Source organism: Micromonospora sp. NPDC051196 (assembly GCF_040682415.1).
GTDB lineage: Bacteria > Actinomycetota > Actinomycetes > Mycobacteriales > Micromonosporaceae > Micromonospora.
Genome location: NZ_JBFBAY010000004.1, coordinates 344,053 through 357,433, shown reverse-complemented (window position 1 = coordinate 357,433; position 13,381 = coordinate 344,053). Strand labels below are relative to the sequence as shown.

Here is a 13,381-nt window from a genome sequence, read left to right as displayed (position 1 = left end):
AGGTGGAGCTCCGCTCAGTCGACAGTGGCTTGTGCAGCGTTGACGGGTGGTGTGAGGCCGAGGGTGCCGGTCGTGAGGCCGTCGGCGATCTCCCGGGCCAGGACGGCGCCGGATCCGGTCATCCGGTCGAGGGTGGTACGAAATTCGACGAGTCGACGGAAGGCGTCCCCGTAGGCTTGCTGTTCGTTCAGCGGCATCACCGGAATGGTGAGTCGTTTGAGGTCGATGCGTGCGGTGCCGTTGATGGTGCTGGCAGCCCTGCCGGCGATGCGGAGGTTGTCGGTGCGGGACAGGACACCGGCGACGAACCATGGGTCGAAGCGGGTCGTGTCGACGCGGATCAGTTGAGTGCCCGGTCCGAGTTCGGCGTCGAGCTGCGCTGAGGTGGCCACCCGGGCGTTGATCTTGTGGCCGATGACGGAGATGAGGATGTCACCGGCGCGTACTCGCGGTCCTGCCGGTTCATCTGCGGCGCGGGCCGTGGAGCCGGTGGCGGGGCCGCCGGCCATGATGTCGGCGGCGGTCAGTACGAGCGCGCCGACCGTGGCGTTGGTGGATCGCCTGCGGGAGGTGGCCCGTTGTACGGAGATGCTGCCGGATCGGATGAGGTCGGCGATGTCGGCGTGGGGGGCTCGGCGCAGCGGCGCGGTGTCTGTCTGGTGTACGGCGGGCAGGCTGTGCCGTAGCTGTTCGAGTAGTCGGTCGAAGTCACCGAGGTTGGCGATGATCTGCGCCGGGTCGGCGGAGAGTTCGGCGGCCTGCGGTAGGTGACGCTGGGGGGTCAGGTCGACTTCGTCGTCGAGCAACTCGATGGCGGCCAGGGCGCGGTGGACGCCGGGTGTTTCGGCGTACTGGTGGGACCGGTAGGCGGCCCAGGCGGTGCCGATGGTGTCGCTGAGGTCTCGACCGGTGGCGGCGGTGGCGTCGACGAAGAGGAGTTCACCGGCGCGTGGATGCTGCGGGTCGGGTTGGGTGAGGACCCAGATGTGCAGTCCGATGTTCGCCGGCGGCATCAGTCCGGCGGGCAGGGCGATGATCGCGCGTAGCGCGTGGCGGCGGATCAGTTCCGCGCGTATGCGGCGGCCGGCGGGACGTGACGCGGTGGCCGGGGGCATGAGCACGACGGCGGTGCCGTCGGGGGAGAGGTGCGCCAGGGCGTGTTGCACCCAGGCGAGTTCGGGTTCGGTGCGTGGGGGCAGACCGTACGTCCAGCGGGGGTCGTAGGCGAGGCGGTCGTGGCCCCAGTCGTGGATGCCGAAGGGGAAGTTCGCGACGACCACGTCGGCGCGTAGGTCGGGCAGGGCATCGGCGAGCAGGCTGTCGCCGACGTGGACGACGGGCGGCGGTGTGCGGTGTCCTGCCTGCTGGGCGCGTAGCTGCACGAACCACAGCCGCAGCAGCGTGATCAGGGCGTACTGCGGGTTGATCTCCTGGGCGAAGCATCGGGTGGGGGTGCCGGTTCGCAGCGCCCGGTCGGCGGCCATGCGCAGGATCGACCCCGTGCCGCTGGTGAAGTCGAAGGTGTGGGTGCCGACTCCGGTCAGGGCCAGCATCACTTCGGCCACCGCATCAGGTGTGCCGGCGAGCCCGGACCCTGACTGGGTGGAGTTGGCGTACTGGTTGTGCAGGTATTCGAAGGCGGACTCGGCACCGCGGGCCGAGCTGAGTTGATCAGCCGCGCGTAGGAGTGTGGTGAGCTGCGTGCTCCACTGCCTCGGCAACACGTCGGCGACCATCGTGGCCAGTGCAGCGTCGAGTGTGCGCAGGCGGGCGACGAGCTGTCGTGGGGTCGGCAGGTTGTCGTCGGGGTCATCGGACTGCTGGGCCCGGACGAGCAGGTGGGCGCCGACGATGCCGATGACGTCGTTGATCTGCGCCGCAGGTTGGTAGCTCTCGATGTGCCGCCAGGTCCGTTGCTCGATGCTGGCCTGGTGCAGTCGACCGTGCCGGCGCAGCCAGTGCTCGATTTCCTGGACGTCGAACGATGGGCTGGTCGGGGTGCCGCCGACGGGATTCGGGAAGTCCGCGTACCGGCGTCGCCAGTTGCTGACCGCCGCTCGGCCCACGTTGGCCAGTCGCGCGATGCCGCTGGCGGTCAGCGTTGCCGTTTCGGCGGTCGCGTTCGACTCGTTCGTCACGCGTGAACGTTAGCATATAGATGACACTTGTGTACTCGGTTCACAGACAGCTATCGTTCATGGCGTTCCGATTCACAGCGTTGGAGGAGTCATGCCCCGTCGTGGCTACAGCACCACCATCGGAAAGATCGCGAAGGTCTACCAGGACCGTCGCAGGTCCGAGATGCGCCTTCTCGGTGAGCTGCTACGCCGTGAGCAGCAATCGACCCGGGATGCCGACGCCCCGGTACGGCAGCGGCCCTCGGCCGTTCGCTGACCAGCACCTGACCGACCCCGTCGATCGAAGGAGGACCATGAGCACCCTTGTTCGTATCCGCAGCGTCCACCGGCTCGTCCCCGTGGTTTCCACCGGTCGCCTACGTCAGCGAGGGCGCGGCACGCTACTGCTTCGGAACCCGCCCTTCAGGTCCCCAGGTGTACCCACGAGTGCGCCTTGACCCTGATGTCGGCATGGCCATCGCCGACGCCTACGTGGCGGCGCCGATCCGGGACGAGCGGGCCTACCCCGCATACGCCGCGTTCTGTCGAGAGACGGTGCAGCAGTATCACTTCCTGGTCGGCCGGGCGGAGTTCGGTGGGCTCGGCATGTCGGTGTCCGTCGTCGACGAAGACCCGTATCCGGATGTCGCGTCGATGGTCGACGACGTGCGGCAGCGCCGGCTGCGGGTGTGGGCCAGCGCGGCCAGCGGCAATCCGCATCCGTATCTCAGCGACGGGGAGAACGACATGTTCCGGGCCGTGCACGACGTGTTCGGGCATGCGGCCAGCGGCCGTGGCTTCGACCGACACGGTGAGGAAGCGGCCTGGTTGAAGCACAGCGGCATGTACTCGTGGCTGGCCGGGCGAGCGTTGGCGACCGAGACGCGTGGGCAGAACTGTGCCCGGATCTTCCGTTATGGCGCCGACCGCTTTCCCGAACAGAAAGCCGCGCTGCTGGCGCCGGCGTTCAGCGATCCGCGGCTGGTCCGCCTGATCGAGAGTGGGGTGAGGCCCGCCGCTGCTCAATGAGGTGCGCGATCTCCTGGCGCAACTCCCGCACCACGGCCTGCTCTGGCCCGGCCGCCCGCAAGCGCTCCTGCAACAGCACGTCGAGCTGACGCAACGTACGGTCATGCTCGCCGAGCGGTATGTGCGCGCGGGCGGCCCGGAGCCGGAGGTCGAAGACCACGGGATGGCCTTCGCCGTACAACCGTTCGTGCTGCTCAGCCAGTTGCCGCCAGCGTCGTGCGGCGGCGCGGAACTCGCCCGCCGCGTGCAGGTGTTCGGCCTGCTGCACGGAGTGTTGCAGGTCGAGCGTCGTGGGCATGCCCGTCGTCGGCGACGGGTGGAGGGCCGGGCGGGGCACCCGTCCCACGATCGCGGCGTACGCCCGCACCGCCTCGACGGTGTCGGTCAGGACGCCGGGTATCGGTGGCAACTCACGGGCGAGCGGCGCCAGTACGGCGTAGACCTCCGCAGCGCTCTCCGGCCGATCGTCGGGATGAACGGCCAGCAGCGAGTGCACCAGATCGTCGACCGCTGCGGGGGTGTCCGGTCGCAACTGGGTGGGGCGCGGCGGCGGAGCGGTCACCTGATGCCGCAGGGTGGTCATCGTGGTGACGCCCTGGAACGGTGGGCGGCCGGTGAGCAGGTCGAAGAGGGTGGCGCCCAGCCCATACAGGTCGCTGCGGTGGTCGGCGTGCTCACCGAGAATCTGTTCGGGCGACATGTAGCCGACCGTGCCCATGCTCTGCCCGGTCTGCGTGATCCGTGAGTAGCGTTCGTCGTCGCGGATCACCGCCAGGCCGAAGTCGAGCACCTTCGCCGCACCGTGCGTGTCCAGCATCACGTTGCTCGGCTTGATGTCGCGGTGCACCAGGTCGATCTGTCGTGCCGCGAGAAGAACGCTGCTGACCTGCGCGCCGATGGCGGCCACCCAGGCGATCGGCAGTGGACCCTGCTCGGCCACCAGATCCGTGAGCGTGATCCCGTCGATCTTCTGAAGAACCACGTAGGGCTGGCCGTCCTGCTCGCCGAGATCGTAGACGGCGGGCACGCCGGGATGGTCGAGTCGCGCGGTCAACAGCGCCTCGCGGCGGAACCGGCGCACGACTTCCGGCTCCGCCATGGCGGGACTGACGAACTTCACGATGACGGGACGGTCGAGCAGCGCGTCATGTGCGGACCAGACCTCGCCCATTCCCTTGTGCGCCAAGGGGAACCGGCCCAACCGGTAGCGGTCTTTGAGGCTCGTGTCGGGCACCACGAAGCCCAGCATAGCGGTCATCTCGCCACGGCCCTGGCAGCTGTACGACAGGTCGCACCGGCGGAACGGGCGGGCCTCAACCGGGTCCGGCGACCGGCTGAGCTTCCCCGTGCGGCAGGTGTCTATCTGCCCCGGGTGGTGTCGGTCGGCAGGGCGGCGCGGTCAGCGGCCTGCCGACCGGACTCCCAGCCCTCGCGGCTGTCCACCCGGCTGGCTCGGGCCCGGACGGTGTGCGGGAAGACCCGCCGCATGGTCTCGCGGATCTGCTCGTCCCGGGAGGCGAGCACCGGCAGCAGCTCGGCCGGGTCGGTCATCGTCGCGTCGCCCCGGCCGGTGGCCTGCGCCAACGCGAGCTGTGCCGCGCCGGCCAGTCGTTCGTCGATCCGGACCGCGAACGCCACCAGGAAGGACTGCCGGAACGCTTTCAGGCGGCTCCGACCGGCCTTGCCGCCCGGCGGCTCGGCCCGGGCCATCGCCCGGTGCGCCTGCACCAGCAGGGAGGTGTAGAGCAGGTCGACCGCGTCGATGTCGGTGTCGAAGCCGAAGACGGTGCTGAACGCCAGTTCCGGTGACGACACCGTGTGGCAGCGGTTGGCCCGGGCGACGGCGTCCAGCAGGGACGCCTTCTCCTTCTCGTGCGGGTGGTCCACGCCGATCCGCCGCGCGTACGGCACCACTGGCGTCGGGTCACCGCTTCGGGCGGCCAGCAGCGCCTCGTCCAGGCTGTGCCGGGTGATCAACTCCTGGGCCTTGGCGGTGTACGCCTCCGCCTCGGCCGGGAAGGTCGTGGACTCCGCCTTGGCGAGCAGGGCGCGTACCCGGTCCAGCAGCCGGGCGTCGATCCGGGACGACCCGACGGCGCCCGGCCTGTCGTCCGGTGCGGCGGCGGACCCGGGCGGGGGGACGAGCACCTCGATCCGGGGGAGCGTGGCCAGGATGACGAGCAGGCCCAACACGAGATCGAGTACGGCCACCCGGTCGAGCCGCCAGCGGGCCGCGAGTTCGTCGATGTACGTCGCGTCGCCGGTCCACCAGATTCGCGCGCCGAGGGCGTCCGCCTGCGCGAGCCACCGCCCGTCGACCGTGGCCCGGGGAAAACGTCGCAGCTGCGCGGCGACCGCGTCGATCACCAGGTCGGCCTGGCGCGGCCGACCCCGCCGGGCGACCACCCGGTGCAACTCGGCCGGCTGCCACCCACCCCGCCACAGCCGCTTGCACGCCTCTTCCTTCGCGGCCATCAGTTCCGGGTCGACCTCGGCCGACCCTGCGACGGCCAGCGCGTCCAGCCCTGATTCGTAGTCGACCGTCCCGGCGAGAACCGCCCTGATCCCTTGCCGTACCTCTGTCACCAGCGTAAGGCTACGGAGTCGGGCCGGGACTTTCGGCGGGTGGCTGGTCGACGGCGGTGGCCACCGGACGGTCTTCGATCGGTCGGCGTTGGAGTAGGCCGGTGCCGACCAGGCGGTCAGGACTACCGCACCCGTCGCGAGCGCCGCCGGCGCGACACGGCGGATCGACGGCAGGAGAAAACGGCATGATCAATGCACCCGGCGGCCGGCTCTTTCTGGTCGCTGACGGCCACGACCTCGTCCTCAGCCGCACGTTCCGGGCCACCATCGATGACGTGTGGGCCAGCGTGACCGAATCCGATCGCACCGCCCGATGGTTCGGAGCGTGGGAGGGCGACGCCGCGCCCGGTCGGATGATCAAGATGCAGATGGCCTACGAGGACCAGGCGCCGTGGTTGGACGTACGGATCGACGCGTGCGACCCGCCGCGGCGCCTGGCGCTGTCGACGACCGACGAGTCCGGCAACTGGCGGATCGAGCTACTGCTGTCGCACAGCGGCGGTCAGACCGAGCTCCGGCTCGTGCACCACCTCGACACCACCGACGAGATCGGCGAGCTGGGTCCCGGCTGGGAGTACTACCTGGACATGCTGGTGGCGGCGCGGGAGGGCGCGGCCACGCCGAGCTTCAACGACTACTACCCGGCGATGAAGCCCTACTACGATTCGCTGCCCACCCGGACCAACCCGGCGTGAGCTCGCCGGGCTGTCCGTAACCGCAGCCAGCTGTTCTCTCGTTGTCGACCGGGCGCCGGCAGCCGGCTGAAACCCGGCGCCCGCAACACCCGGGCCGGTCGACGGCCACCCCTGCGGCGGCGGCCGTCGACCGTCGAGACCTACGAACGGCCCGCCACCCGGTAGGCCGCGCCCGCCTCGGTGGCGCTGCCGTCCTCGCGGTACAGCCCGTGCGCCGCGTGCTCGCCGGTGGCCGGCAGGGCGAACCAGGCGTACCGCTCGACGTACGGCGCGGCCTGCAATGCGGCAGTCGCCTTGCCGATGAACGTGACGAGCTGCTGCGGCGACGGGTAACGAGGCGCACCCTGGCTGAAATCGATCAGGCCGAACTCGGTGACCCAGATCGGTAGGCCATAACGCTCGTGGACCGCCTGCACGTACTGCATCAGGTGGTTTGCGGCGTCGTCGCCGAAGTCCGAGCCGTACCAGTGCAGGGCGATGAAGTCGACCCGCAGCCCGCGCTGACGGGCGCCGGCGAGGAACCGGTCCAGCCAGCCGCCCGGGGTGTCGGCGCCGAAGGCGACAGCCGGGCTGCCCAGCCGCATGCCGGTGCCCTGGAGTCGGGGCCACAGGTCCAGTGCGTGCTCGACCGACATGTTCGCCTGCGACGGCAGGTCCGGCTCGTTGAAGCCGAGCAGCGTACGGCCGGACCGTTGCGCGGCGGCCAACTCGGCGTCGTTGACGAACGCGGCACCCCAGATCATCGGTACGAACTCGGCCGGCGCCCGCACGTCGCTGTTCGAGGTGGACCAGTCGTGGTACCAGGCCGCGCCCACGTCGCGGATTCCGTCGCCGCCGGGCGGGAACGCCCACGTGGCGACGCCTTTCTTGGTCGTCGGCCCGGCTGCCGCCGGAGCGCCGCCAGGCGCCCATGCCTGCGTGCTGGTGCCCGAGCAGCTGCGGATCTGCAACGGCGTCCCAGTCGCCGTCCCACCGAACGCGTCCAGGCACTTGCCGGACCCCGTGTTGATCAGCCGCCCGTCGTCCGTCGACCAACTCTGTGCGTCGGTGTCGTTGCACTCCCACAGCTGCACCCGTGCGCCGTCGCTGTGGGAGCCGCCGGCCACGTCCAGGCACTTGCCGAACGCGCGGAGCGAGCCCCGCTGACCTGCCCCGGCCCAGTTCTGCGCGTCGGTGCCGTTGCAGTCCCACAGCTGGACGGTCGTGCCGTCCGCAGTTCCGGACCACTGGACGTCGACGCACTTCCCGGCCACCCCGACGATCGGTGCGCCGGAGCCGGCCGTCGCCGACGTTCCGGCGGCCGAGCCGGCCATCGCCGACGGTGCGGCAACCAAGCCGGCCACGGCCGCCCAGCAGGTCAGGGTCGCGATAACACGCACACGCCGTCGGCGGCTCACGTTACGTGAGGTCATGAACGATGCTCCTCGAAATCCATGGCTGGTTGCGGGTACCACGGCGCGCAACCGGCCATGGTTCACATCGACATGGGTTTCCTGAACAGAGCACGATCGACTGGCCCGGCCACCGGTATTGGTCGGGCCTGGCATTGTGGAGGGATGTGCAGGAACATACGCGTGCTCCACAACTTCGAACCGCCTGCGACCGACGATGAGATCGAGGCCGCCGCCCTCCAGTACGTGCGCAAGGTCAGCGGCGCGACGCGGCCGTCAGCGGCCAACGAGGAGGCCTTCAACGAGGCCGTCCGCGTCATCACGGCGGCCACCCGGACCCTCGTGAACAGCCTCGTGACGAAGGCGCCTCCCCGCGACCGCGAGGTGGAGGCTGCCAAGGCCAAGGCCCGCGCGGCCGAGAGGTACGGAGTTCGAGCGACCGCCTCGGACTGACCGGCAGCTCGTTCGACCGACGCCAGCCACGATCAGGTGCGTACGCCTGCCGCGATCCGCCCGGCGCGGGGGTGGGCTCGTCGTGCTCTGCCGGCGGGGCTGGTGCCGGGTGACTGGTGATTCTGCCGATGCGGCGCTGACGGAACGCCCCAAACACTGATCGCAGTCGATACCGCTCCAACCCAAGGGAGTATCCGACGTGCGATCAACCACCACCACCCGTCCCCGTTCCGTCTCTGTCCTGGCCCGGCTGGCGATGGCCGCCGTCCTGGCCGCCGGTGGCGTCGTCGCCACCTCGTCCGCCGCCCAGGCCGCCAACCCGTACGAGCGGGGACCGGCGCCGACCAACGCGATCCTGGAGGCCAGCCGTGGCCCCTTCGCGACCTCGTCGACGACCGTCTCCTCACTGGTCAGCGGCTTCGGCGGCGGTGTCATCTACTACCCGACCACCACCACGGCGGGCACCTTCGGCGCGGTGGCCATCTCGCCCGGCTACACCGCCTCCTGGTCGAGCCTGGACTGGCTGGGCCCGCGGATCGCCTCGCACGGCTTCGTGGTCATCGGCATCGACACCATCACCCGGCTCGACCAGCCGAGCAGCCGGGGCCGGCAACTGCTGGCCGCGCTGGACTACCTGACCGAGCGCAGCTCGGTGCGGAGCCGTATCGACTCCAGTCGGCTCGCCGTGGCCGGTCACTCGATGGGCGGCGGCGGCAGCCTGGAGGCCGCCGCGAGCCGGCCGTCGTTGCAGGCCGCCGTGCCGTTGGCCCCGTGGAACCTGACCAAGAACTGGTCGAACCTGCGGGTGCCGACACTGATCATCGGTGGTGAGACCGACTCGGTCGCCTCGGTCTCGACGCACTCCGAGCCGTTCTACAACAGCATCCCGGCCTCGGCGGAGAAGGCGTACCTGGAACTCAACAACGAGGGTCACTTCTTCCCGAACACGGTCAACACCCCCACCGCGAAGCAGATGGTGGCCTGGCTGAAGCGGTTCGTCGACGACGACACCCGCTACGACCAGTTCCTCTGCCCGGGCCCGAGTGGCCTGGCCGTGGAGGAGTACCGCAACACCTGCCCGCACTGACGGTCCTGCCGGGGCGGCCGCGACTCAGGCTGCCCCGGATCGTTCGGCCGCCGGTCTTCCGTCCCGAGGACCGGCGGCCGTATATTGCATCGACAGTGCAAAAATTATGGAGGTGGTGGGTGTCCGACCACACGGCCGACGGGCTGCGCGCGCTGGTCGCCGCGTTCCTCGACACGCACGACCCGAACGGTGACCGCCTCGATTTCCTGCGCGCCCGCTTCGACGCCGGGCTGGCCTGGGTGCAGCACCCGCCCGGGCGCGGTGGCCTGGGCGCGCCGCCGCAGTTGCAGGCGGTCGTCGACGACGCCTTCGCCGCGGTCGGCGCGCCGGACAACCGGCCCCGACGCAACAGCATCGGGCTCGGCATGGCCGCGCCCACCCTGCTGCGGCACGCCAGCGACGCCCAGTGCCGACGCTGGCTGCGACCGCTGTGGACCGGTGAAGAGGTGTGGTGCCAGCTGTTCAGCGAGCCCGAGGCGGGTTCCGACCTGGCGAGCCTGCGCACCCGGGCGGTGCCCGACGGCGACGACTGGGTCATCGACGGTCAGAAGGTGTGGACGTCGCTGGCCCACGAAGCGCGCTGGGCGATCCTGCTGGCCCGTACCGATCCGGCCGCGCCCAAGCACCACGGCATCACCTACTTCGTCTGCGACATGACCGCACCGGGAGTGCAGGTGCGTCCGCTGCGGCAGGCCACCGGCGAAGCGGAGTTCAACGAGGTCTTCCTGACCGGTGTCCGGGTGCCCGACGCCCACCGCATCGGCGCGGTCGGGCAGGGCTGGCAGATCGCCCGTACGACGTTGATGAACGAACGCGTCGCCATCGGCGGCCGACCGCTGCCCCGCGAGGGCGGCATGGTGGGCGTGCTGGCGCGGCTGTGGCGGGAACGCCCGGAGCTGCGCACCGCCGGGCTGCACGACGAGGTCCTGCGCGCCTGGGTGGGCGCCGAAGCCGCCCGGCTGGCCGCGTTGCGGCTGCGGCAGCTGATCGCCGCCGGTGAGCCCGGCCCCGAAGGCTCGGCGGTGAAGCTCTCCTTCGCCGAGCTGAGCCAGCGGATCAGCGGGCTGGAGGTGGAGTTGCGCGGCGCCGAAGGGCTGCGGCACGACGACTGGACGATGCGTCGCCCGACCGAACCCGACCTGCTCGGCCGCACCGCCACCTACCGCTACCTGCGCGCCCGGGGCAACTCCATCGAGGGCGGGACCTCGGAGATCCTGCGCACCATCATCGCCGAGCGGGTGCTCGGGCTGCCCACCGAACCCCGGGTGGACCGATGAGCGACCTGCTCTACGACGCCGACGAAGAGGCGCTGCGCGACACCGTACGCGCGCTGCTGGCCGCGCACGCCCCGTGGCAACGCACGCTCGCCGCCGTCGACGACGACCCGTACGACGCGACACTGTGGCGCCGGCTGGTCGACCAGCTCGGGGTGACCGGGCTGGCCGTGCCCGCCGAGCACGGTGGCGCCGCCGCCGGCTTCCGCGAGGTCGCGGTGGTGCTGGAGGAGCTGGGTCGGGCGGTCGCGCCGGTGCCCTTCCTGGGCGCCGCCGTGGCCACCCGGGCGTTGCTCGCCTGTGCCGAGGACACCCTGCTGCGCCAGTTGGCCGCCGGTGACCGCGACGTGACGGTGGCGGTCGACTTCGCCACCGCACCCGACTTCGCCACCGCACCCGGCTCCGCCATCGCGCCCGATGCCCGCCCCGATCCGGTCACGGTCGGTCCCGGACCGACGCTCACCGGTCGGGTGACCGGTGTGGCCGACGCCGCGCCGCACGGCCTGCTGCTGGTCCCGGCCGGCGACGCGCTCTACGTCGTCGACGCCGCCGAACCGGCGGTGCGGATGACCGCCGTGGTATCGCTGGACGCGACCAGACCGCTCGTCGACATAGAGTTCACCGGTGCGGCGGCCCGTCCGATCGCCACCGGCGCCGCCGCGGCCGACGCGTTGACGGCGGCGCTGACCGCCGGCGCGGCGCTGCTCGCCTCCGAGCAGGTCGGCCTGGCCCAGTGGTGTCTGGACACGACGGTGGCCTACGTGCGCCAGCGCCACCAGTTCGGCCGTCCGGTCGGCTCGTTCCAGGCGGTCAAGCACCGGTTGGCCGACCTTTGGGTGGAGCTGACCGAGGCCCGCGCGGTGGCCCGGTACGCCGCCGACCGGCTCGGCGCGGCTGGTCCCGAGGCGGCGCTGGCGGCCGCGTTGGCCCAGGCGTACTGCGGGCCGGTGGCGGTGCGGGCGGCGGAGGTCTGCGTGCAGTTGCACGGTGGGCTCGGCTTCACCTGGGAGCACCCGGCGCATCTGTACCTCAAGCGGGCCAAGAGCGCCGCGATCGCCTTCGGCACCGCCGATCGGCACCGGGCCGCCCTGGCCCGGCTGGTCGACCTGCCGCCACCGGTCACGGCCACCGGCCCGTCCGGCGCTGCCGTCCGCTGAGGACGCGGCATTGAAGGTGTTGACGAAACACGCGAGAAACGTACACTCCCAGTGTAATAAGTTTGGCCGCACGGCGAGGGGCGGGTTGATGACGGACGGTCTCGCACTGCACCAGGTCGGCGTCCGCTTCGGCGGCCTCACCGCCCTCGACGACGTCTCGCTGCGGGTCGGTCCGGGCGAGGTGGTCGGAGTGATCGGCCCGAACGGCGCCGGCAAGACCACGCTGTTCAACGTCGTGTGCGGCTTCGTCGCCGCACACACCGGCACGCTGACCCTCGACGACCGGCCCCTGCGCCCACGACCGCACCGGCTGACCCGGCTGGGCATCGCCCGCACGCTTCAGGGCACCGGCCTGTTCAGCGGGCTCACCGTGCTGGAGAACGTGATGACCGGGGCCACCCACACCGCCCGCACCGGCCTGCTGCCGGCGTTGCTCGGGCTGCCCCGCAGCGACCGCGACGAGCGCCGGCTCCGCGAGCACGCCCGCGCCGTCCTGGACGAGCTGGGCATCGTGGCGTACGCCGACGCCGCGCCGGACACCCTGCCCTTCGCCGTACGCCAACGGGTCGCGCTGGCCCGCGCGCTGGCCGCCCGTCCCCGTCTGCTGCTGCTCGACGAGCCGGCCGGCGGCCTCGGTGCCGAGGACGTGGAAACCCTCGCGGAGCTGATCCGGGGGCTGCCGCACCGGGCTGCCGACCCCTGCGCCGTGCTGCTGGTGGAACACCACATGGACCTGGTCATGGCGGTCTGCGACCGGATCGTGGTGCTCGACTTCGGACGGGTCGTCGCCGCCGGGCCGCCCGAGGCGGTCCGCGAGGACCCGGCCGTGGTGGACGCCTACCTCGGCGCGACCGTCGACGAGGCCGCGTGATGACCGCCGACCTGCTCACCGCCGATTCCCTGGCCGCCGGCTACGGGCCGGTGCCGGTGCTGCACGGCGTCGACCTGCGGGTGCCCGCCGGCACCATCGCCGCCGTCATCGGCGCCAACGGCGCCGGCAAGACCACCCTGCTGCGCACCCTGTCGGGCATGCTGCGCCCGACCGCCGGCCGGATCCTCCTCGATGGTCAGGACCTGCGGGGCACCCCGGTCGAGCAGCTCGTCCGGCGTGGTGTGGCGCACGTGCCGGAAGGGCGCGGCGTGATCGGCGAACTCACCGTGGAGGAGAACCTGCGCCTCGGCGCGCTGTGGCGCCGCGACCGCCGCGACGCCGCACGCGCCCTCGACGAGGTCTACCAGCTGTTCGCGCCGCTGGCCTCGCGGCGGCGGCACCTCGGCCACCAGCTCTCCGGTGGCGAACGGCAGATGCTGGCCCTCGGCCGGGCCCTGGTCGGCCGACCCCGCCTGCTGCTGCTGGACGAACCGTCGCTCGGCCTGGCACCCCGCGTGGTGGCCCAGACCATGGCGCTGCTGCGCCGGCTGCGCGACGACACCGGGCTGACCGTGCTGCTGGTCGAGCAGAACGTGCGCAGCGCCCTGGCCGTCGCCGACCAGGGCATCGTGATGTCGCTCGGCCGGGTCGTCCTGGCCGCCCCGGCCGAGCGGCTGCGCGACGACGCCGACCTGCGCCACGCCTACCTCGGATTCTGATC

General features: G+C 71.4%; 13 protein-coding genes. 9 read left to right on the top strand and 4 right to left on the bottom strand.

The window, feature by feature from the left end; all coding sequences use genetic code 11:
• Positions 1 to 14 precede the first annotated feature (14 nt).
• Positions 15 to 2,138 carry an N-6 DNA methylase gene (locus AB0M35_RS12100; protein WP_363744404.1) on the bottom strand — a complete coding sequence of 708 codons (2,124 nt, stop codon included), beginning with the start codon at positions 2,136 to 2,138 and terminating at the stop codon, positions 15 to 17.
• Between the two features lie 91 nt (positions 2,139 to 2,229).
• Between AB0M35_RS12100 and AB0M35_RS12095 the strand changes: the two genes are divergently transcribed.
• Both AB0M35_RS12095 and AB0M35_RS12090 read left to right on the top strand, forming a co-directional pair.
• On the top strand, positions 2,230 to 2,394 hold the full coding sequence (locus AB0M35_RS12095; RefSeq protein WP_363744402.1) for a hypothetical protein: 165 nt from the start codon (positions 2,230 to 2,232) through the stop codon (positions 2,392 to 2,394).
• Positions 2,395 to 2,564: 170 nt separating this feature from the next.
• Positions 2,565 to 3,146: a hypothetical protein gene (locus tag AB0M35_RS12090; protein ID WP_363744400.1), complete on the top strand. Its 582-nt coding sequence runs from the start codon at positions 2,565 to 2,567 to the stop codon at positions 3,144 to 3,146.
• Here the strand turns inward: AB0M35_RS12090 and AB0M35_RS12085 are convergent.
• Both AB0M35_RS12085 and AB0M35_RS12080 read right to left on the bottom strand, forming a co-directional pair.
• Positions 3,085 to 4,404, bottom strand: a complete 1,320-nt coding sequence (locus AB0M35_RS12085; RefSeq protein ID WP_363744398.1) for a serine/threonine-protein kinase — start codon at positions 4,402 to 4,404, stop codon at positions 3,085 to 3,087. The genes AB0M35_RS12090 and AB0M35_RS12085 overlap by 62 nt on opposite strands.
• A gap of 101 nt (positions 4,405 to 4,505) precedes the next feature.
• Positions 4,506 to 5,732 carry a DUF2786 domain-containing protein gene (locus AB0M35_RS12080; protein WP_363744396.1) on the bottom strand — a complete coding sequence of 409 codons (1,227 nt, stop codon included), beginning with the start codon at positions 5,730 to 5,732 and terminating at the stop codon, positions 4,506 to 4,508.
• 185 nt (positions 5,733 to 5,917) lie between these two features.
• Here AB0M35_RS12080 and AB0M35_RS12075 point away from each other — a divergent pair, with 185 nt between their 5' ends.
• The gene (locus AB0M35_RS12075) at positions 5,918 to 6,427 is read left to right on the top strand and encodes an SRPBCC family protein (RefSeq protein ID WP_363744394.1); all 510 of its coding nucleotides are present in this window, start codon (positions 5,918 to 5,920) and stop codon (positions 6,425 to 6,427) included.
• Between the two features lie 140 nt (positions 6,428 to 6,567).
• Here AB0M35_RS12075 and AB0M35_RS12070 read toward each other — a convergent pair whose 3' ends face one another.
• Entirely contained in the window at positions 6,568 to 7,839 is a 1,272-nt protein-coding gene (locus AB0M35_RS12070; RefSeq protein ID WP_363744392.1) for a glycosyl hydrolase, read from the bottom strand.
• 144 nt (positions 7,840 to 7,983) lie between these two features.
• Between AB0M35_RS12070 and AB0M35_RS12065 the strand changes: the two genes are divergently transcribed.
• The 6 genes from AB0M35_RS12065 (at position 7,984) to AB0M35_RS12040 (ending at position 13,379) form a co-directional block, all read left to right on the top strand.
• Positions 7,984 to 8,271 carry a DUF2277 domain-containing protein gene (locus AB0M35_RS12065; protein ID WP_363744390.1) on the top strand — a complete coding sequence of 96 codons (288 nt, stop codon included), beginning with the start codon at positions 7,984 to 7,986 and terminating at the stop codon, positions 8,269 to 8,271.
• A 256-nt stretch (positions 8,272 to 8,527) separates the two neighbouring features.
• The gene (locus AB0M35_RS12060) at positions 8,528 to 9,358 is read left to right on the top strand and encodes an alpha/beta hydrolase (RefSeq protein ID WP_363744514.1); all 831 of its coding nucleotides are present in this window, start codon (positions 8,528 to 8,530) and stop codon (positions 9,356 to 9,358) included.
• A gap of 119 nt (positions 9,359 to 9,477) precedes the next feature.
• A complete protein-coding gene (locus AB0M35_RS12055; protein WP_363744388.1) occupies positions 9,478 to 10,635 on the top strand; it encodes an acyl-CoA dehydrogenase family protein in 1,158 nt (385 codons plus the stop codon).
• Entirely contained in the window at positions 10,632 to 11,789 is a 1,158-nt protein-coding gene (locus AB0M35_RS12050) for an acyl-CoA dehydrogenase family protein (RefSeq protein WP_363744386.1), read from the top strand. The genes AB0M35_RS12055 and AB0M35_RS12050 overlap by 4 nt, the downstream gene beginning before the upstream one ends.
• A gap of 88 nt (positions 11,790 to 11,877) precedes the next feature.
• Positions 11,878 to 12,660 (top strand): ATP-binding cassette domain-containing protein, encoded by a 783-nt coding sequence (locus AB0M35_RS12045; RefSeq protein WP_363744384.1) that lies wholly within the window; start codon positions 11,878 to 11,880, stop codon positions 12,658 to 12,660.
• Entirely contained in the window at positions 12,660 to 13,379 is a 720-nt protein-coding gene (locus AB0M35_RS12040) for an ABC transporter ATP-binding protein (RefSeq protein ID WP_363744512.1), read from the top strand. Before AB0M35_RS12045 ends, AB0M35_RS12040 begins: the two co-directional genes overlap by 1 nt.
• Positions 13,380 to 13,381 lie beyond the last annotated feature (2 nt).

Coding starts and splice junctions, on each gene's coding strand:
- AB0M35_RS12095 (WP_363744402.1), top strand. CDS start 2,230: ATGCCCCGTCGTGGCTACAGCACCACCATCGGAAAGATCGCGAAGGTC.
- AB0M35_RS12050 (WP_363744386.1), top strand. CDS start 10,632: ATGAGCGACCTGCTCTACGACGCCGACGAAGAGGCGCTGCGCGACACC.
- AB0M35_RS12065 (WP_363744390.1), top strand. CDS start 7,984: ATGTGCAGGAACATACGCGTGCTCCACAACTTCGAACCGCCTGCGACC.
- AB0M35_RS12040 (WP_363744512.1), top strand. CDS start 12,660: ATGACCGCCGACCTGCTCACCGCCGATTCCCTGGCCGCCGGCTACGGG.
- AB0M35_RS12075 (WP_363744394.1), top strand. CDS start 5,918: ATGATCAATGCACCCGGCGGCCGGCTCTTTCTGGTCGCTGACGGCCAC.
- AB0M35_RS12085 (WP_363744398.1), bottom strand. CDS start 4,404: ATGACCGCTATGCTGGGCTTCGTGGTGCCCGACACGAGCCTCAAAGAC.
- AB0M35_RS12045 (WP_363744384.1), top strand. CDS start 11,878: ATGACGGACGGTCTCGCACTGCACCAGGTCGGCGTCCGCTTCGGCGGC.
- AB0M35_RS12070 (WP_363744392.1), bottom strand. CDS start 7,839: ATGACCTCACGTAACGTGAGCCGCCGACGGCGTGTGCGTGTTATCGCG.
- AB0M35_RS12060 (WP_363744514.1), top strand. CDS start 8,528: ATGGCCGCCGTCCTGGCCGCCGGTGGCGTCGTCGCCACCTCGTCCGCC.